We start from the raw sequence: 17,746 nt of genomic DNA, 5'->3' as shown, positions 1-17,746 counted from the left end.
CGGTACGCAGCCACCACAGGCTCTACCCCTGGAGAACACGCGATGACTCCACCCAGCGCATCCGTCGCCCCGGCACCCCCGGCCGCCACCGCCCACGCGGACCCGGCCGCAGCACCGGCGACATCACCTCCCGGCCCTGAACCGCAGTCCGCCATCGACCGTGAGATCGCCGCACTGCACACGGCCGCCGCCCACGCCCGCACGGCGGGCGGCCCCGTACCCGCACACCCCGGCCGCGACTTCGCCCCGTACCGCAGCACCCGGCTGCGCCACCCCGTCCAGCCCCTGGCGACGATCGAAGCGCTGCGCGACCCGGAGGCCGTCGAACTGGCCGGGCCCGTCTTCGGCGGCACCGACGTCACCGCCCTGGACGCCGACCTCACCCGGCAGCACGCCGGCGAGCCGCTCGGCGAGCGGATCACCGTCACCGGCCGGGTACGGGACCGCGCCGGACGCCCGGTGCGCGGCCAGCTCGTCGAGATCTGGCAGGCCAACGCCGCCGGCCGGTACGCCCACCGGAGCGACCGGCACCCGGCGCCGCTCGACCCGAACTTCACCGGCGTCGGCCGCTGCCTGACGGACGACGCGGGCCGGTACACGTTCACCACCGTCCGGCCCGGCGCCTACCCGTGGCGCAACCACCACAACGCCTGGCGCCCGGCCCATATCCACTTCTCGCTCTTCGGCACCGCCTTCACCCAGCGGCTGGTCACCCAGATGTACTTCCCCGGCGACCCGCTGTTCCCGTACGACCCGATCCTCGCCTCGTGCACCGACCCGCGGGCCCGCGCGCGGCTGGTCTGCGCGTACGACCCGGAGCTCGCCCGCGCGGAGTGGTCCCTCGGTTACCGCTGGGACATCGTGCTGGACGGACCGGCCGTCACCTGGACCGAGGAGGACCGCTGATGTCCGCGAGCCCGCACGAGGCCACGCCGCACGGGTCCACGCCCTGCCGCGAAGGCGTACCGCAGCAGCCCGGCGCCGTCCAGGACCAGCCGGAGAATCCGGAAGCGCCCGGGCAGCTCGCCCCCACCCCCTCCCAGACCATCGGCCCCTTCTACGGCTACGCGCTGCCGTTCCCTGGCGGCGGCGACATGGCCCCTGCCGGGCACCCCGACACCGTCACCCTGTACGGCCGGGTCGTGGACGGCGCGGGGGAGCCGGTGCCGGACGCGCTGCTGGAGTTCTGGCAGGCGGGCCCGGACGGGAGCCTGCGCGGCGCGCCCGGCTCACTGCGCCGCGACCCGGCGACCGGCGCGGTCGTCGGCCGTGACGGCGTGGACTTCACCGGCTTCGGCCGGGTGCCCACCGGCGTGGACGGCCGCTACGTCCTGCGCACCCTGCCCGCCACGGCTCCCGCGAGCCGCCCGGACGCGGCGCCGTACATCGCGGTGTGCGTCTTCGCCCGCGGCCTGCTGCACCATCTGTTCACCCGGATCTACTTCCCCGAGGACGCGGCGGCCCACGCGACCGACCCGTTGCTCTCCCGGCTGCCCGCGCACCGGGCGCGCACGCTGGTCGCGCGGGCCGACGGGGAGCGCCGGTACCGCTTCGACATCCGCCTCCAGGCGGCCGACGCCGGAAACGGTGCAGCGGCAGGCGGCGAGGAGTGCGAGGAGACGGTTTTTCTTGAGTTCCGCTGACTACGGTCTGCTGGCGCCGGGCCGGGCGGACTCCGCCGTCGAGGCCGCCACCGGCGACGCCGCGTACGTACGGGCCCTGCTGGACGCGGAAGCGGCCCTGGCCCGGGCGCAGGCGACGGTCGGTCTGGCACCGCCCGCGGCGGCCGAGGCCGTCACCGCCGCGGCAGGCGAAGCCGACCGTTACGATCCCCGCGACCTCGCGGTACGGGCACGCTCCGGCGGCAACCCGGTCATCCCGCTCGTCGCCGCGCTCACCACCGCCGTGGCCGCGCGTGACGCCGGGGCCGCCGCGTACGTCCACCGCGGCGCCACCAGCCAGGACATCCTCGACACCGCCACGATGCTGGTCTGTTCGCGCGCGCTGGAAGCCGTGCTCGCGGATCTGGACGAGACCGCCGCGGCCCTGGGACGGCTGGCGGCCGAACACCGCGACACTCCGATGGCGGGCCGTACGCTCACTCAGCACGCGGTACCGGTCACCTTCGGCCTCAAGGCGGCGGGCTGGCGCGGGCTGGTCCTGGACGCCCGGGACCGGCTCACCGCCGTACGGTCCGCGCTGCCCGCCCAGTTGGGCGGCGCAGCGGGCACCCTCGCGGCATTCCACGCGTTCGCGGAGGCCGACGGCTTGCAGCCGGACTCCGGCCCCGGCACGGACCTCGGGCTGCGGCTGCTCACCGCGTACGCGGCCGAGACCGGCCTCGCCGAGCCCGACCTGCCCTGGCACACGCTGCGCACCCCCGTAGCCGACCTCGCGGGCGCACTGGCCCACACCGCCGGCGCCCTCGGCAAGGTCGCCGCCGATGTGCTGGCACTGTCCCGCACGGAGACCGCGGAACTGGCCGAAGGCAGCGGCGGCGGCTCGTCCGCCATGCCGCACAAGTCCAACCCGGTACGGGCCACCCTGATCGCCGCCGCTGCCCGGCAGGTCCCGGCCCTGGCCGGGGTGCTGTACGGGTCGCTGGCCGCCGAGGACGAACGGTCGGCCGGGGCCTGGCACGCGGAGTGGCAGCCGCTGCGCGACGCCCTGCGCCTGGTGGGCGGCGCGGCCCGGGACGCCGCCGAACTGACCGCGGGCCTACGGGTGCGCCCCGAGAGGATGCGCGCGAACCTCGCCGCGACCGGCGGACTGGTCGTCGCCGAGCGCCTGGCGGCCGTACTCGGCGCCCGCCTCGGGCGGGACACCGCGAAACGGCTGCTCACCGACGTGGCGCGCCGGACGGCCGAGGAGGGCACCGGCCTGGCCGAGGAACTGGACCGCGCCCTGCGCGCCCGGCATCCCGCAGTCTCCGAGGCCTTTCCCGCGGCGCGGCTGCGCGAACTGGCCGACCCGGCCGCGTACACGGGGTCGGCGGGCGCGCTCGTGGACCGTGCCCTGCGCCGCTCCGGCACCCGCCGCGCCGCACCGACCGCTCAGGAGAACGTATGACATCCCCCGTTCCCCCCTACCACCGTGAGGACGGACCCGCCGACGCGCCTCCGCTCTTCCTGGGGCCGTCCCTCGGCACCTCGCTCCAGGTGTGGGAGCCCCAGGTGGAGGCGCTGGCACGCCGGTTCCGCGTGGTGCGGTGGGACCTGCCGGGGCACGGCGGGACACCGTACGACGTCCTCACGAACACGGGCGCAGGCACGGGCGCGGGCACAGGCACAGGCACCAGCCGTACGGACGCGTCCTGCACGGTCGCCGACCTCGGCGGCCTCGTCCTCGCCCTCGCCGACTCCCTCGGCATCGACCGGTTCGCGTACGCGGGCATCTCCCTGGGCGGCGCGGTCGGCGCCTGGCTCGCCGTGCACCACCCCGACCGGATCGCGTCCCTCGCCCTGGTCTGCTCCGCCGCCCGCTTCGGCGAGCCCGCGGCGTGGCACGAACGGGCCGCTCTCGTACGGGAACAGGGCCTCGCGCCGGTCGCCGCCACGGCCGCCGGCCGCTGGTTCACCCCGGCCTTCGCCGGATCACGGGCAGCGGACGCACTCCTGGCCGGGCTACGGACCGTGGTCCCCGAGGGATACGCGGCCTGCTGCGACGCGCTCGCCACCTACGACCTGCGCGGCGACCTGGCCCGGATCGGCGCGCCCACCCTCGTCGTCGCGGGCCGAAACGATCCCGCGACGCCACCCGCCGACGCCCGCCAACTCGCCGACGGCATGCCCGCCGCGAGCCTGACCGAGATCGCCGGGGCCGCCCACCTGGCCAACGCCGAGCAGCCCGTACCCGTCCTCGCCGCCCTCCTCGGACACCTCACGGCCTCCCCGTCGCCGGAACACCCCACCGACGACCGCGCCCGGCACGCCGCCGGTACCGCCGTCCGCCGCGCGGTCCTGGGGGACGACCACGTCGACCGCGCGGCCGCCCGCACCACCGCCTTCACCGCCGTCTTCCAGGACTTCATCACCCGCTACGCCTGGGGCGAGATCTGGACCCGCCCCGGACTGTCCCGGCACACCCGAAGCTGCGTCACGATCACCGCCCTGGTGGCACGCGGCCACCACGACGAACTGGCCCTGCACCTGCGCGCGGCCCTGCGCAACGGGCTGACCCCCGAGGACATCCGCGAAGTACTGCTCCAGTCGGCCGTCTACTGCGGCGTCCCGGCAGCGAACTCCGCGTTCGCGCTGGCCGACCGCGTCCTCGCCGAGCACCGCGAAGTCCTCGCCGAGCACCGCGAAGAGAGCTGATCCCGATGCACCCCACGCCCCCGATGCACCCCACGCCCCCGAGGGCCACCCCCACGTCCGCCACACCCCGCCCACGTACCGCCGCTCCCGCCCCGGCCACGACCACGGTCGGAATCGTCGGCGGCGGCCCGGCGGGACTGCTCCTGGCGCGGCTGCTGCACCGCTCCGGCATCGACAGTGTTGTCCTGGAGAGCCGCGACCGCGCCTACGTCGAACGCCGTCAGCGCGCCGGAGTCCTGGAACAGGGCACCGTCGACACGCTGCGCGCCTGCGGCGCGGGGGAGCGCCTGGACCGGTACGGACTCGTCCACCACGGCATCCGGCTGCGCTACGACGGGCGCTCGCACCGTATCGACCTCCCGGCCCTGACCGGCGGCCGCAACGTCGTCGTCTACGCACAGACCGAGGTGGTCAAGGACCTCATCGGTCTCCAACTCGCCGACGGTGGACCGCTGGTCTTCGGGGCCCGGGCGCTCGCCGTGACCGGCGCGGCCACCGCACGACCCGTGATCCACTATGCGCACGCAGGCCGCGAACACACCCTGACCTGCGATTACGTTGTGGGCTGCGACGGCTTCCACGGCGTGACCCGGGACGCGGTGCCGACCGGCGCGCGCCGTACGTACGAGCGCGCGTACCCGTACTCCTGGCTCGGCGTCCTCGCCGACGTGCCACCGTCCTGCGACGAGCTGGTCTACGCCCACTCCGAGCGCGGCTTCGCCCTGTTCAGCATGCGCTCACCCACCGTCAGCCGCCTCTACCTCCAGGTGCCCAACGGCACCGACCCGGCCGACTGGCCCGACGAGCGGATCTGGGACGAACTCGACGCCCGCTCCGCCACCGACGGCCTCTGGGAACTGGCGCGCGGCCCGATCAGCGCCAAGTCCGTCCTGCCGATGCGCAGCGTGGTCACCGAGCCCCTGCGGTACGGGCGGGTGCTGCTCGCCGGGGACGCGGCACACATCGTCCCGCCGGCCGGCGCGAAGGGGCTCAACCTCGCCGTCTCCGACGTCGGGGAACTGGCCCGCGCCTTCGCGCACCTGAAGGACACCGGTTCGTCCGAGCTGCTGGACGGCTGGTCCGACGCCTGCCTGCGCCGCGTCTGGCGGGCCGAGCACTTCTCGTACTTCATGACGACGCTGCTGCACACGACCCCGGGCCAGAGCGCGTTCGACACGCGCCTCCAGCTCTCCCAGCTCGACCGCATCGCCACGTCCCCGCACGCCGCCGCCGAACTGGCCGAGAACTACACGGGCATCCCGCAGGTGCCCGTGCCTGTCGCCTAGCCGTCCTGGCCGTCCTCGCCGGACTCCGCCGCCACGTCCTCGGCCACCTGCTTGAGCGTGTGCCCGCTCAGCGCCGAGCGCGCCCGGCGGGGGTCGGGCGTGCCCTGTCCGTCCGCGTGGGCGTCGTCGGACTTCACCAGCAGCCACGATTCCCGCTCGTCGCTGCCGGGGCCGCCGCGGAACCGGGTGAGGGCATAACCGCCGTGCAGTTTCTTCCCCTCCATCCAGAACGTCGCATGGCCCTTTTCCAGCGACTCGGCGAAGGGGACCGCGCGGCCCTTCTTGTCGTGCGACATCGGACGATAACGGCCCTGGTCCCACACGATGACCGTGCCGCCCCCGTATTCGCCCTTCGGGATGACGCCCTCGAAATCGCGGTAGTCCAACGGGTGGTCCTCGGTCGGCATCGCCAGCCGTTTGTCCTTCGGATCGGTGGACGGCCCTTTCGGTACGGACCACGACTTGAGCACCCCGTCGACCTCCAGCCGGAAATCGAAGTGCATGGTGCTCGCGTCATGGATCTGCACCACGAAACGCGGCTCCTCGGCGGAATCCGAAGAGTCCGCCGCATCGCCGCCCCGCGGTTCCGACGTCCGGTCGAAATGCCGTTTGGACTGGTAGGTCCGCAGCGGTTCCTTGCCCATGGCCGGTCCGCCGGCTCAGCGGCCCAGGGCCTTGGCCAGCTGGTCCTTGTTCATGTTCGACCGGCCTTCCACGCCGCGCTGCCTGGCCTCGTTGTAGAGCTGGTCGCGCGTGGGGCCCTTGGAGCCGGTGCGGTTGCCGGAGCGCTGGCCGCCGCGCTCGGGAGCCGACTTGCTGTCCTTGGTCGAGGACTTGCTGGCGGTCTTGGACTCGCCGGAGCGGGCGCGTTCCTTGTTGACGGTACGGGCCGCGATCTCCTTGGCCCGGCCCTTGGACGTACCGCGCTTCTCGGCGCCTTCCTTGATGTGCTCGTACTGGCGCTCACGCTTGGAGTTCGATCCTGCGGGCATGGTGATCCTCCTTCGTCTCACACACCGATTCCCGACACCTACGGTTACCCGTGAAGGGAAGCCTCTAACGAACGGCCCCCGCGACTGCCCCGACGGGCCGAACGCGGGGAACACCTCCGCCCGGCATTCACGCGCCGGACTTGCGGGCCCGGACGCACCGGGTGAATTCCTCCGCGTACGGCAGGGCGACGCAGGCGCCCACCCCGGCCGCGATGCCGGCCAGGTACTTCTTGGGCAGCGGCCGCTCCTTGGGCAGCAGTTTCCAGGCGTCCGGCCGCTTTCCGCCGCGCGCGAGGTCCCGTACGGACTCCCAGTGCAGGCAGGACGTGATGACCACGGCGGCCAGCGGCAGCACCTCCAGGAAACTGTGGATGTGCTGCTCCACCGGGCGTACCTCGCGGTCCTCGGTGGCCACCGTCACGTCCCAAATGGCGGTCGCGCTGTGCACGGCGGCGGCTCCGCCCATCATCGACAGCACCAGCGGGTTGACGCGCGCGACCAGCCCGGCCAGCACCGGCACGCCGGCCTCCGCCATCATCAGCGCGTGGATCGCCGACTCCTTGACGCCGGTAGTCTTCTCGATGTTCGTACGCCGGTGCATCACCCAGTCGGCGACGGCGGGCACGAACCACATGGGCAGTACGCCGTACATCAGCACGCGCTGGGTCGCGTTCTCCACATCGTCCGCGCCGGGGGCGGGGCGCAGAGCCCGCCCCCGCCGCCAGTGCCGCCAGTCCTTCAACGCCGTCAACCTGGCCACGGGTCCTCCTTGTGATGCACATCGTTCGGTCCGGCCGCGGCCCGGGCCCGGCGGTGGCGCCGGGCCCGGACCGGCCGGTCACTTGTCGCTGTCCCCGTGGCCCTTGCCCGGCAGGAACTCCTGGATCTTCGCCTTGACGCCCTGCTTGAGCACCCCGGCCGTCTCCGGGTCGCCCTTGAGGATCGCGCTCGCCGCCGCCTCGATCTGGTCCAGCGTGGCGTGCGGCGGGATCGGCGGCACGTTGGGGTCGGTACGGAAGTCGATGACGAACGGCCGGTCGGCGGCGAGCGCCTGCCGCCAGGCGCCCTCCACCTCCTCGGGCCGTTCGACCCGGACGCCCCCGAGCCCGATGGAGCGCGCGAAGTCGGCGTACGGCACGTCCGGGATGCGCTGCGACTCCTCGAACTGCGGGGCCCCGGACATGGCCCGCATCTCCCACGTCACCTGGTTGAGGTCCTCGTTGTTCAGGACGGCCACGATCAGCCGCGGATCGCTCCACTCCCGCCAGTACTTGGACGCGGTGATCAGCTCCGCCATGCCGTTCATCTGCATCGCCCCGTCACCGACGATGGCCAGCGCGGGCCGCTCCGGGTGGGCGAACTTGGCGCCGATGACGTACGGCACGCCCGGCCCCATGGTGGCCAGCGTCCCGGACAGCGAGCCGCGCATCGAGCCGCGCAGCCGCAGGTGGCGCGCGTACCAGTTGGCGGCCGAGCCGGAGTCCGCGGCCAGGATCACGTCGTCGGGCAGCAGCGCGTCGAGCGCGTGCACCACGTACTCCGGGTTGACCGGGTCGGCCTGCACGGCGGCGCGCCGCTCCATGACCTTCCACCAGCGCTCGACGTTCGACTCGATCTGCTCCCGCCACTTGCGCGCCTTCTTGCGCTTGAGCAGCGGCGTCAGCCGTTCCAGCGTCCTGGACGCGTCGCCGACGAGGTTGACCTCGAAGGGGTAGCGCAGGCCGACCATGAACGGGTCGATGTCGATCTGCACGGCGCGGGCCTGCCCGTACTCGGGCAGGAACTGCGAGTACGGGAAGCTGGAGCCGATGACCAGCAGCGTGTCGCAGTCCTGCATCAGCTCGTAACTGGGCCGGGTGCCCAGCAGCCCGATGGCGCCGGTCACGTACGGCAGCTCGTCGGACAGCGCGTCCTTGCCGAGCAGCGCCTTGGCCACGCCCGCGCCCAGCAGCTCGGCGATCTCCTCGACCCGCTCGCGGGCGCCCCGGGCCCCCTGCCCGACCAGGATCGCCACCTTCTCGCCCGCGTTCAGCACCTCGGCGGCGCGCCGCAGCTCCTCGTCGGCCGGCACCGGCGCGTACTGCGAGACGCCCAGGCTGGACGGCACCATCTTGAACTCGTGCGTCGGCGCGCTGTACTCCAGCTCCTGCACGTCACCGGGGATGATGACCGCGGTGACGGTCCGCTTGGCGTACGCGGTCCGCATCGCCCGGTCGATGACGTTCGGCAACTGCTCGGGGACGGTCACCATCTCGCAGAATTCCGACGCGACGTCCTTGTACAGGGCCATCAGGTCGACTTCCTGCTGGTAGGAGCCGCCCATCGCGCTGCGCGCGGTCTGGCCCACGATGGCGACCACGGGGACGTGGTCCAGCTTCGCGTCGTAGAGCCCGTTCAGCAGGTGGATCGCACCGGGGCCCGAGGTCGCCGCGCACACGCCCACCTTGCCGGAGAACTTGGCGTACCCGACGGCCTCGAACGCGGCCATCTCCTCGTGCCGGGCCTGCACGAACTTCGGCTGGTTGTCCGCCCGCCCCCAGGCCGCGAGGAGGCCGTTGATGCCGTCTCCCGCGTAGGAGAAGACATGGTCGACGTCCCATTCGCGCAGGCGCTGGAGGATGTGGTCGGAAACTTTGGTGGTCATGCGGTTCTTTCCTCTCACAAATCGCGACGGCGGGTGCCGGCCCGGTGTTCCGTGTGCCCGCCCCGGCTCCACGGATGCACGGCTGACCGGACCGTTCTCAAACGGACGTACCTGCCTCAAACGGTTGCACGATTCCCGGCCCGGGGATCAGCGGCGCAGCCTGCGCACCAGCAAACGGGTGACGGCGGCCAGCGCGCTGCCGGTGGCCGCGGCCGCGGCGGCGGTCAGCAGGCGGCCGGTGCCGGCCGCGGGCGGCACCGGGCGGTCGGCGGTCCGCTCCGGACGGTCGGCGGGCAGCCGCCGGTCGAGCGCCAGGGCCAGCGCCTCGGCCAGGTGCACGGGCTGCCGCCCGGTGCCGCCCTGTTCGATCTGCGTACGGCAGCTGAAGCCGTCGGCCAGTACGAGCGAGCCGGGCGGCGTGTCCCGTACGGCAGGCAGCACACCCTGCTCCGCGATGGCCGTCGACAGCCCGTGGTGCCCGCGCTCGAAACCGAAGTTCCCGGCGAGCCCGCAGCACCCGGCGTCCAGCACGTCGGCGGCCACCCCGGCCCTGCGCATCAGCTCCCGGTCGGCGTCGAACGCCAGCACCGCGTGCTGGTGACAGTGCGTCTGCACGGTCGCCGACCGGCCCAGCGACGGTGGCCGCCAGCCCTCGGGGGCATGGTTGACCAGCTGCTCGGAGAAGGTACGGAACTGCCGCGCCAGCCGCTGTACGTCCTCGTCGTCCGGCATCAGCTCGGGCGCGTCGGCGCGGAAGACGGCGGTGCAGGACGGCTCCAGCCCGATGACGGGGGTGCCGGCCTCGATCCACGGCCGCAGCACGTCCAGGGTCCGCCGCAGCACCCGTCCGGCGGTGTCCAGCTGGCCGGTGGAGATCCATGTCAGCCCGCAGCACACCGCCCGCTCCGGCACGGCGACCCGGAACCCGGCGTCCTCCAGCACCCGCACCGCCGCCTTCGCGACGCCCGGATGGAAGTACGTACTGAACGTGTCGGGCCACAGCACGACCGTCCGCGGGTCCGCCGGGTCCGGCTCGGGGGTGCCGCGCGCCCGCCACCACTGCACAAACGATTCGCTCGCGAAGACCGGCGCGTCCCGCTCGGCGGCCACCCCGGCCAGGCGCTTGCCGAGCCGGGCCAGTCCCGGCGCGTTCAGCGCGGCGTTGACCAGCCCGGGAGCGAGCCGGGAGAGCCGGGCCCACAGCGGCAGCCAGCCCATCGAGTAGTGCGCGGCGGGCCGCAGCCGCCCCGCGTAGTGGTGGGAGAGGAACTCCGCCTTGTACGTCGCCATGTCGACACCGACCGGGCAGTCCGACTTGCAGCCCTTGCACGCCAGACAGAGGTCCAGCGCGTCCCGTACCTCCGTGGAGCGCCAGCCGTCGGTGACCGGGGAGTCCGCGTGCCCGCCCAGCATCTCGAACAGCAGCCGGGCCCGGCCGCGCGTGGAGTGCTCCTCCTCGCCCGTCGCCCGGTACGAGGGGCACATCACGCCGCCCTCGTGCGTACGGCAGTTGCCGACGCCGACACAGCGCATCACGGCCTGGGTGAAGCTGTGGTCGTCATCCGGGTAGGCGAAGCGGGTGTCCGGGCTCCGCGGCCGCCACCCGGCGCCCAGGCGCAGGTGCTCGTCGACTCCGGCCGGGTGCACGACCTTGTCGGGGTTCATCCGGTCGTCCGGGTCGAACAGCCCCTTGAGCTCCGCGAACGCCGTCATCAGCCGCTCGCCGAACATCCGCGGCAGCAGCTCCCCGCGGGCCTGCCCGTCACCGTGCTCGCCGGACAGCGACCCGCCGTACGAGGCGACCAGGTCGGCGGCGCGGAAGAGGAACGCGCGGAAGTCCGCGACGCCCTCGGCGCTCTTGAGGTCGAACGGGATGCGGGTGTGCACACAGCCCTGCCCGAAGTGCCCGTACAGCGCCGCGTGGTCGTAGCCGAACTCGTGGAACAGGTCACCCAGGTCCCGCAGGTAGTCGCCGAGCCGGTCCGGCGGCACCGCGGAGTCCTCCCAGCCTTCCCAGGTCTCCCGGTCGTCCGGCGGCCTGGCGGTCACGCCGAGCCCTGCCTCCCGCGCCTTGAGCATCTTCTGCTCCCGCCCCGGATCGTCGGAGAAGGCCACCGACGCGTCGTCCTGGGACCGGCTGATACCGTCGAGCAGTGCCTGGCACTGGGAGTCCACCTCCTCCCGGCTGTCACCGCTGAACTGCAACAGCAGCCAGCTGTCGCCCTCAGGGAAGTTCTCCAGCGAGTCCAGGTAGGCGCCTTCCTCCCGCATCAGCTGCGCCATCCGGCCGTCTATGGCCTCCAGCTGTGTCGGGTCGCCGTGCTGGAGGAGGTGCGGTACGTCGTCGGCGGCCGTGCAGATGTCCGGGTAGCCGAGGACCAGCATCGCCTCGTAAGGCAGTACGGGGACCAGCTCCAGCTCCGCGCGCAACACGGTGACCAGCGTGCCTTCGCTGCCCACCAGCGCGCGGGCCAAGTTGAAGCCGTGCTCCGGCAGCAGCGCGTCCAGGTTGTAGCCGGAGACCCGCCGGGGGATGTCCGGGAAGTCGCGGCGGACGTCGGCCATGTAGCGCGTGGCGATGCTCCGCAGCCCCTCGTAGAGCTGCCCCTTGCGACCGCCCCCGGCGACCGCCTCCTTGTATGCGTCCTCGGACGTCGGACCCACCCAGCAGCGCAGCCCGTCGTACGTCAGGATCTCCAGCCGCCGTACGTTGTCCGCCGTCTTGCCGTACGCCTGCGCGGACGCGCCGCACGAGTTGTTGCCGATCATGCCGCCCAGCGCACAGTGGCTGTGCGTCGACGGCTTGGGCCCGAACTTCAGCCCGTGCGGCGCCAGCTGCCGGTTCAGCTCGTCCAGCACGATGCCGGGCTCCACCACGCACGTACGGGCGCCGGGGTCCACGGACAGCAGCGCGTCGCAGTACTTGGTCCAGTCGATGATCACGGCGGTGTTGGTGCACTGGCCGCCCAGGCTCGTACCCCCGCCCCGCGACAGCACCGGCGCGCCGAACTCCGCGCACACCGCGACGGCTTCCGCGCCCGCGCCGGTCGTCCGCGGCACCACCACGCCGATCGGCACCTGCCGGTAGTTCGACCCGTCGGTGGCGTACGCGCCCCGGCTGCCCGCGTCGAACCGCACCTCGCCGTCCACGCGGGCGCGGAGCGCCGCCTCCAGCGCGGCGGTGCGCTCCTCCGGCCACGGTGCGGGGCGGTCCCCGTCGCGGACCGGCCCCGCCGTCATCGCCTTCCCGGCGCCACGAGCAGGCTGCTGTCCAGCCGCTCGACCAGGTCCGTCGGACCCTCGTACACCTCGTGCGCGCCCGCCTCCCGCAGGTCACGCTCCGGAAAGCCGCCGCTGAGCACCGCCAGACACGGCACACCGGCGCGGCGGCTGGCCTGTACGTCCCAGACGGTGTCACCGATGAACACGGCGGAGTCCGCGGCCACGCCGCTCTGTTCCAGGGCGCTCTGCACCAGGTCGGGGGCCGGTTTGCTCGCCGACACGTCGTCGGAGCCGGTGACCGCGGTGATGGCGTCCTCCGCGTCCAGCGCCCGGCGCATCGCCTCCAGCTCGGGGCCGTGCGCCGAACTGGCCAGCACCACCGTCCAGCCGCGCTTCGCGCACGCCCGCAGCAGCTCGGCGGCGCCGTCGAGCGGGGCCAGCCGCTCCCAGTACTGGGCGAAGAGCGTGCCGTGCGCCGTCCGGATCGTCTCGTCCTCGTCGCTGTCCCGGTCCTCGCCGAGCAGCCGGCCGATCAGGTGGTCGGACCCCATGCCGATGGTCCGGTGGATCTCCGCCATGGGCACCCGGTGCCCGGACTGCCGGAACGCCTCCCACCAGGTGACGGCGTGCAGATAGGTGCTGTCGACCAGCGTTCCGTCGACGTCGAAGAGTGCGGCTCCGCGTGGGCTCACCCGTGTCCATCCTTCCGCGTGGGCCGGTCACGTACGGATCCGGCCGTGGTGCCTTGTCGCCGGGGCCCGGCCCCCGGTGCGCCGGGCCGGACCGCCGGTCAGCGGGCGGGCGGCGCCGCCCGCCCGTACTGGTTCAACCGCCCGGCGGCCCGGTCGTTGAGGGCGCTGAACACCTTGCGCAGCCGCGAGGCGGGGGCCTGGCCGCCGTTCTCCACCGCGATGCCCTCGGTCACGCCCGGTGCGCCCACCGCGTCCCGCGGCAGGACTCTCGCCAGGACCGACGACAGGCGGGTGGTGGTGACGGGCGCCAGGCCGTGCGCCTTCGCGGCCAGGTGGGCGGCCGGGGTCAGGACCACACGGGGGCGGCGGCGCTGTACGCCGGAGACGATGCGCTCGGCGGCGCGCGCGGCGTTCATCGACAGGACGGGCGTGCCCGCCAGCGCCGAGAACCAGGCGTACTCCCGAGGGGCGTCGCCCCCGAACTGCGCGTGCAGATGCGAACCGGTCCGCATCAGCCCCGGATGCACCGCCGTCACCGACACCCCGTACCCGCTCTCCTCCGCGTGCAGCCCCTCGGCCAGCGCGGCGACCGCGAACTTGGCGCAGGAGTACGGCAGCAGATGCGGTACGGCCAGCAGGCCACCGACCGAACCGATCAGCGCCAGCCGCCCGCCGGCCGGACTGCGGCGCAGATGGGGGAGGGCGGCCAGGGACGTGTTGAGCGCCCCGTCGAAGATCGTCTGCATGGCGTCGTGGAACGCCTCGTGGCCCACGGACGCGGACGGCCCCACCTGGATGACCCCGGCGTTGCCGATGACGATGTCCAGCCCGCCCTCCCGCGCCGCCACGTCCTCGACGACGGCCTCGACCGCCGCCCGGTCGCGGACGTCGCAGACCGCCGTACCGACCGGCGGCCCGCCGGGACGGGACAGCGACCGGGCGGCCTCCGCCAGCTCCTTCCCGTCGCGCGCCAGGATCGTCACCCGGCAGCCACGCGCCACGAGCCGACGCGCCATCAGCAGGCCCAGGCCGCGCGATCCGCCCGTCACCAGGGCCGTCAGCCCCGCGATCGGCGGTGCGGCAGCGAAATGCGGCATGACCGGTCCTTTCACCTCGCCCCGTGAGTACGCGGACGTGTCAGGTGCCGCCCCGTCACGGGGTGAACAGCACCTTGATCGCGCCGTCCGTCTTCTTCTGGAACATCTCGTACGCCTCGGGCGCACGGTCCAGCGGCAGCCGGTGCGTGGCGAAGTCGTCCACGCCGAGCGGGTCCTCGTCGGTCAGCAGCGGAAGGATGTCGTCCGCCCAGCGCCGCACGTTGGCCTGGCCCATCCGGAACGTGAGCTGCTTGTCGAACATGACCAGCATGGGCATCGGGTCGCTCATCCCGCCGTACACACCGCTGATCGAGATCGTGCCGCCGCGCCGCGCCATCGAGATCGCCAGGTGCAGGGCGCCCAGCCGGTCCACCCCCGCCTTGCTCATCAGCTTCTCGGCCCAGCGGGACGGCATCAGCCCGGCGGCCTGCTGCGCCAGCTTTCCGGCGGGGCTGCCGTGCGCCTCGGTGCCCACCGCGTCGACCACGGCGTCCGGGCCGCGGCCGTCGGTGACGTCCTTGACGGCCTCCAGCAGCCCGTCCTCGCCGTCGAAGGCGTCCAGGTCGAAGACGGTCACCCCGTCGCGGCGCGCCCGCGCCAGCCGTTCCGGCACATGGTCGACTCCGATCACCTGCTCGGCCCCGAGGTGCCGGGCGATCCGGCAGGCCATCGCGCCGATCGGCCCCAGCCCGAGGACGGCGACGCTGCTGCCCTTGGCGACGCCGGCGTACCGCACCGCCTGCCAGGCGGTGGGCAGTACGTCCGACAGGTAGACGAAGCGGTCGTCGGCGGGGCCGTGCGGCACCTTGATCGGCCCGTACTGGGCCTGCGGCACCCGCAGGAACTCGGCCTGCGCGCCCGGCACCGAACCGTAAAGCTTGGTGTACCCGAACAACGCGGCGCCCGAGCCGTGCTCGCGTACCTGCGTGGTCTCGCACTGCGTCTGCAGGCCGTCGGCGCACATCCGGCAGGAGCCGCAGGCGATCTGGAAGGGGATCACCACCCGGTCGCCGGGACTGAGGTTCGTGACCTCCGGGCCGACCTCCTCCACGATGCCCATCGGCTCGTGCCCCAGGATGTCGCCGGGTGTCATGAACGGCGTGAGGACCTCGTACAGATGCAGGTCCGATCCGCACAGGCCGCTGGACGTGACCTTGATGACCGCGTCGGTCGGCTTCTTGATCTGCGGGTCGGGGACGTTCTCCACGCGGACGTCACGCTTGCCGTGCCAGACGTTCGCTCGCATCGCGGATCTCCTAGTTCTGGCGGCCGGAAGCACCGTTCCCATCCACCCAAAAGCCGCTTTCAAGTCTAAAGCGGTGTTCCTTGTCGTGGCAGCTCCAGTACCCGGATCACCCGAGCCGAATCGTTTCCGTACGCGGGCGGTACGCCGATGCACCACCGGCGTACCGCCCGCGTACGGCAGCGCTACGGCACTGGCACGTCCCCGGCGGCCCCGGCGCGGGTTTTCCCGGCCGCGAAAGGGTTACCCGGCGCAGCACCCACGGGGGCGATCCACCAGCCACCCACCCCGGCCCTCCGCGGGCCGTCGAGACCGCACGGAGCCCCGATGACCGACTACGGATACTTCCTCTCCTGCGAGGAGCACAGCCCGGCGGAACTGGTCGAACAGGCCCGCATGGCGGAGCAGGCCGGCTTCACCAGACTGTGGATCTCCGACCACTTCCACCCGTGGAACGACGCCCAGGGCCAGAGCCCCTTCGTCTGGTCGGTGATCGGGGCACTGTCCCAGGTCACCTCGCTGCCCGTGGAGACCGCGGTGACCTGCCCCGTCATGCGGCTGCACCCCGTGGTCACGGCGCAGGCGGCGGCCACCAGCGGAGTGCTCCTCGACGGCCGTTTCCGGCTCGGCGTGGGCAGCGGCGAGGCCCTCAACGAGCATATCCTCGGCGATCACTGGCCGCAGGCCTCGGTGCGCCTGGAGATGCTGGAGGAGGCCGTCCAGGTGATGCGGCAGCTCTTCGAGGGCGGCGAGGTCAGCCACCACGGCAAGCACTACACCGTGGAGAACGCCCGGCTCTACACCGTGCCCGACGAACCGGTGCCCATCGACGTCTCCGCGTTCGGCCCCAACGCCACCGAACTGGCCGCCCGCGTCGGCGACGGCTTCGTGACCATGACTCCCGACGCGGACGCCGTCGAACGCTTCCGGCGCGGTGGCGGCGGCAACAAACCCGTACTGGGCGGCGTGAAGGTCTGCTGGAACCCGGACCGCGACGAGGCCGTGCGCACCGCGCACCGCCTGTGGGCCAACGAACAGCTCCCCGGCGAACTGCCGCAGATCCTCCCCACACCCCGCCACTTCGAGCAGGCGTCCCAACTGGTCACCCCCGAACGCGTCGCGGAGGCGGTCACCTGCGGCGACGACGTGGACGCGCACGTGTCCGCGCTGCACGCGTACGCCGAGGCCGGGTTCGACACCGTCTATGTCAACCAGATCGGCCCGGAACAGCGGGGATTCTTCGACTTCTACCGTACGAAGGTGCTGCCGCAACTGGCGGACTGAGCACCGGGACCGGCACGGCGGCTGCCCACGCACCACGCACCACACGCCACGCACCACTCACCAGGCACACCCGCAACGGCAGCCCGCCGGCCACCCGCCTACCCGTCACCCACTCGTACGCCGGGCGGCCCGGTGCCGTTCCACCGCGGCCTGCAACTGCGCCCGCACCGGCCCCGGCGCGACGGCCCCCGTGGCACTCGCGACCACCTCGCCGGCGACCTCGTACACCTTGGTGTTCGTGCGCTGGGACGTCTGCCGCAGGATGTCCCACGCCTGCTCGGCGGTGCAGGACGCGTGGGCCATGAGGATGCCGCGGGCCTGGTCGATCACCGGCCGGCTGTCGAGCGCCTGCCGCAACTGCGCGTTCTCCGCCCGCAGCTGCTCCACCACCGCCTCGTCGCCGCCGCGCGCGGCGCCGTCCGGACCGCCGGACGCCGCCTCCGTCTTCGTGCGCCGCGCCCCCGGATAGGTGGCGAGCCGCAGGGCCGCCAGGGTGCGCCGTCTCACTGCGGCTCCTGGACCGTCGGCACCCCGGTCGGGGCCGCACGGCCGGGGACGGTGCCCAGTCGCGGCGTGCCGGGCCACTTGCGGGCCAGTTCCATCACCCGCTGTGGCTGACGGCGCAGGTTGAGCGCACGCACCGGAATGCCCCGCCGCTGCCCGTAGGCGTCCAGGCGCCGCAGGAAGTGCAGTCCGGCCGCATCCATGAACGTGACTCCGGTCATCTCCAGGACCACGCTCTTCAGGCCGCACGGCAACGCTTCGACGACCTCGTCCAGAACCGGCACGGTGCCGTAGTCGATCTCGCCCCGTACGGTCAGCACGGCACAGGAGCCGAACAGCCGGGTACGGACCCCCAGGGCATCCGGACCGGCCAGAGAAGACCGGTCTGTCTGTAGGGACATGGCCCCATCGTGGCAGGAGTCAAACCGGTCTGTCCACGCCCGCACCGGAGCCGCCCCGACGGCCG

General features: G+C 73.1%; 16 protein-coding genes. 6 read left to right on the top strand and 10 right to left on the bottom strand.

The genetic code is table 11. From position 1 onward, the window contains the following. Nucleotides 1-42: 42 nt before the first annotated feature. From pcaH to JXZ78_RS06730, 5 genes are read left to right on the top strand one after another with little or no spacing between them, the layout of a single operon-like run. Nucleotides 43-906, top strand: coding sequence for a protocatechuate 3,4-dioxygenase subunit beta (gene pcaH, locus JXZ78_RS06750; protein ID WP_078624070.1), 864 nt, complete (start codon nucleotides 43-45; stop codon nucleotides 904-906). Continuing rightward, the gene (gene pcaG / locus JXZ78_RS06745) at nucleotides 906-1,643 is read left to right on the top strand and encodes a protocatechuate 3,4-dioxygenase subunit alpha (RefSeq protein ID WP_078624069.1); all 738 of its coding nucleotides are present in this window, start codon (nucleotides 906-908) and stop codon (nucleotides 1,641-1,643) included. Before pcaH ends, pcaG begins: the two co-directional genes overlap by 1 nt. Continuing rightward, complete coding sequence (pcaB, locus tag JXZ78_RS06740) at nucleotides 1,630-3,069, top strand: 3-carboxy-cis,cis-muconate cycloisomerase (protein ID WP_050502223.1); 1,440 nt, start codon at nucleotides 1,630-1,632, stop codon at nucleotides 3,067-3,069. The genes pcaG and pcaB overlap by 14 nt, the downstream gene beginning before the upstream one ends. After that, nucleotides 3,066-4,316 (top strand): bifunctional 3-oxoadipate enol-lactonase/4-carboxymuconolactone decarboxylase PcaDC, encoded by a 1,251-nt coding sequence (pcaDC, locus tag JXZ78_RS06735; protein WP_030018828.1) that lies wholly within the window; start codon nucleotides 3,066-3,068, stop codon nucleotides 4,314-4,316. Before pcaB ends, pcaDC begins: the two co-directional genes overlap by 4 nt. 5 nt (nucleotides 4,317-4,321) lie before the next feature. Continuing rightward, a complete protein-coding gene (locus JXZ78_RS06730) occupies nucleotides 4,322-5,602 on the top strand; it encodes a 4-hydroxybenzoate 3-monooxygenase (RefSeq protein WP_238782716.1) in 1,281 nt (426 codons plus the stop codon). On the opposite strand, the gene JXZ78_RS06725 is transcribed toward JXZ78_RS06730, so the two are convergent. The 8 genes from JXZ78_RS06725 to JXZ78_RS06690 all read right to left on the bottom strand — a co-directional run bounded on the left by JXZ78_RS06725 (nucleotide 5,599) and on the right by JXZ78_RS06690 (nucleotide 15,495). Beyond that, nucleotides 5,599-6,246: a DNA polymerase ligase N-terminal domain-containing protein gene (locus JXZ78_RS06725; RefSeq protein WP_030018826.1), complete on the bottom strand. Its 648-nt coding sequence runs from the start codon at nucleotides 6,244-6,246 to the stop codon at nucleotides 5,599-5,601. The two genes, JXZ78_RS06730 and JXZ78_RS06725, sit on opposite strands and share 4 nt — an antisense overlap. Before the next feature lie 15 nt (nucleotides 6,247-6,261). Further along, nucleotides 6,262-6,594 (bottom strand): hypothetical protein, encoded by a 333-nt coding sequence (locus tag JXZ78_RS06720; protein WP_030018825.1) that lies wholly within the window; start codon nucleotides 6,592-6,594, stop codon nucleotides 6,262-6,264. A gap of 127 nt (nucleotides 6,595-6,721) precedes the next feature. Next, on the bottom strand, nucleotides 6,722-7,354 hold the full coding sequence (locus tag JXZ78_RS06715) for a hypothetical protein (RefSeq protein ID WP_030018824.1): 633 nt from the start codon (nucleotides 7,352-7,354) through the stop codon (nucleotides 6,722-6,724). Between the two features lie 78 nt (nucleotides 7,355-7,432). Continuing rightward, nucleotides 7,433-9,238 carry a thiamine pyrophosphate-requiring protein gene (locus JXZ78_RS06710; protein ID WP_030018823.1) on the bottom strand — a complete coding sequence of 602 codons (1,806 nt, stop codon included), beginning with the start codon at nucleotides 9,236-9,238 and terminating at the stop codon, nucleotides 7,433-7,435. 147 nt (nucleotides 9,239-9,385) lie between these two features. Further along, on the bottom strand, nucleotides 9,386-12,478 hold the full coding sequence (locus JXZ78_RS06705) for an FAD-binding and (Fe-S)-binding domain-containing protein (protein ID WP_050502222.1): 3,093 nt from the start codon (nucleotides 12,476-12,478) through the stop codon (nucleotides 9,386-9,388). Beyond that, a complete protein-coding gene (locus JXZ78_RS06700) occupies nucleotides 12,475-13,152 on the bottom strand; it encodes an HAD family hydrolase (protein ID WP_030018821.1) in 678 nt (225 codons plus the stop codon). Before JXZ78_RS06700 ends, JXZ78_RS06705 begins: the two co-directional genes overlap by 4 nt. Nucleotides 13,153-13,250: 98 nt before the next feature. Further along, on the bottom strand, nucleotides 13,251-14,249 hold the full coding sequence (locus tag JXZ78_RS06695; RefSeq protein ID WP_030018820.1) for an SDR family NAD(P)-dependent oxidoreductase: 999 nt from the start codon (nucleotides 14,247-14,249) through the stop codon (nucleotides 13,251-13,253). A 55-nt stretch (nucleotides 14,250-14,304) separates the two neighbouring features. Then, the gene (locus JXZ78_RS06690; protein ID WP_030018819.1) at nucleotides 14,305-15,495 is read right to left on the bottom strand and encodes a zinc-dependent alcohol dehydrogenase; all 1,191 of its coding nucleotides are present in this window, start codon (nucleotides 15,493-15,495) and stop codon (nucleotides 14,305-14,307) included. Between the two features lie 324 nt (nucleotides 15,496-15,819). On the opposite strand from JXZ78_RS06690, the gene JXZ78_RS06685 reads away from it, so the two are divergent. Beyond that, on the top strand, nucleotides 15,820-16,776 hold the full coding sequence (locus JXZ78_RS06685; protein ID WP_030018818.1) for an LLM class F420-dependent oxidoreductase: 957 nt from the start codon (nucleotides 15,820-15,822) through the stop codon (nucleotides 16,774-16,776). A gap of 105 nt (nucleotides 16,777-16,881) precedes the next feature. Here JXZ78_RS06685 and JXZ78_RS06680 read toward each other — a convergent pair whose 3' ends face one another. Further along, a complete protein-coding gene (locus JXZ78_RS06680; protein WP_078624068.1) occupies nucleotides 16,882-17,283 on the bottom strand; it encodes an ANTAR domain-containing response regulator in 402 nt (133 codons plus the stop codon). Further along, on the bottom strand, nucleotides 17,280-17,681 hold the full coding sequence (locus tag JXZ78_RS06675) for an STAS domain-containing protein (protein WP_050502220.1): 402 nt from the start codon (nucleotides 17,679-17,681) through the stop codon (nucleotides 17,280-17,282). Before JXZ78_RS06675 ends, JXZ78_RS06680 begins: the two co-directional genes overlap by 4 nt. Between the last annotated feature and the right edge of the window lie 65 nt (nucleotides 17,682-17,746).

It is taken from the genome of Streptomyces monomycini (genome assembly GCF_022271435.1).
Taxonomy (GTDB): Bacteria; Actinomycetota; Actinomycetes; order Streptomycetales; family Streptomycetaceae; genus Streptomyces; species Streptomyces monomycini.
Note: the sequence above shows the minus strand (reverse complement) of the source record. Positions and strands in the feature narration are given on the sequence as shown.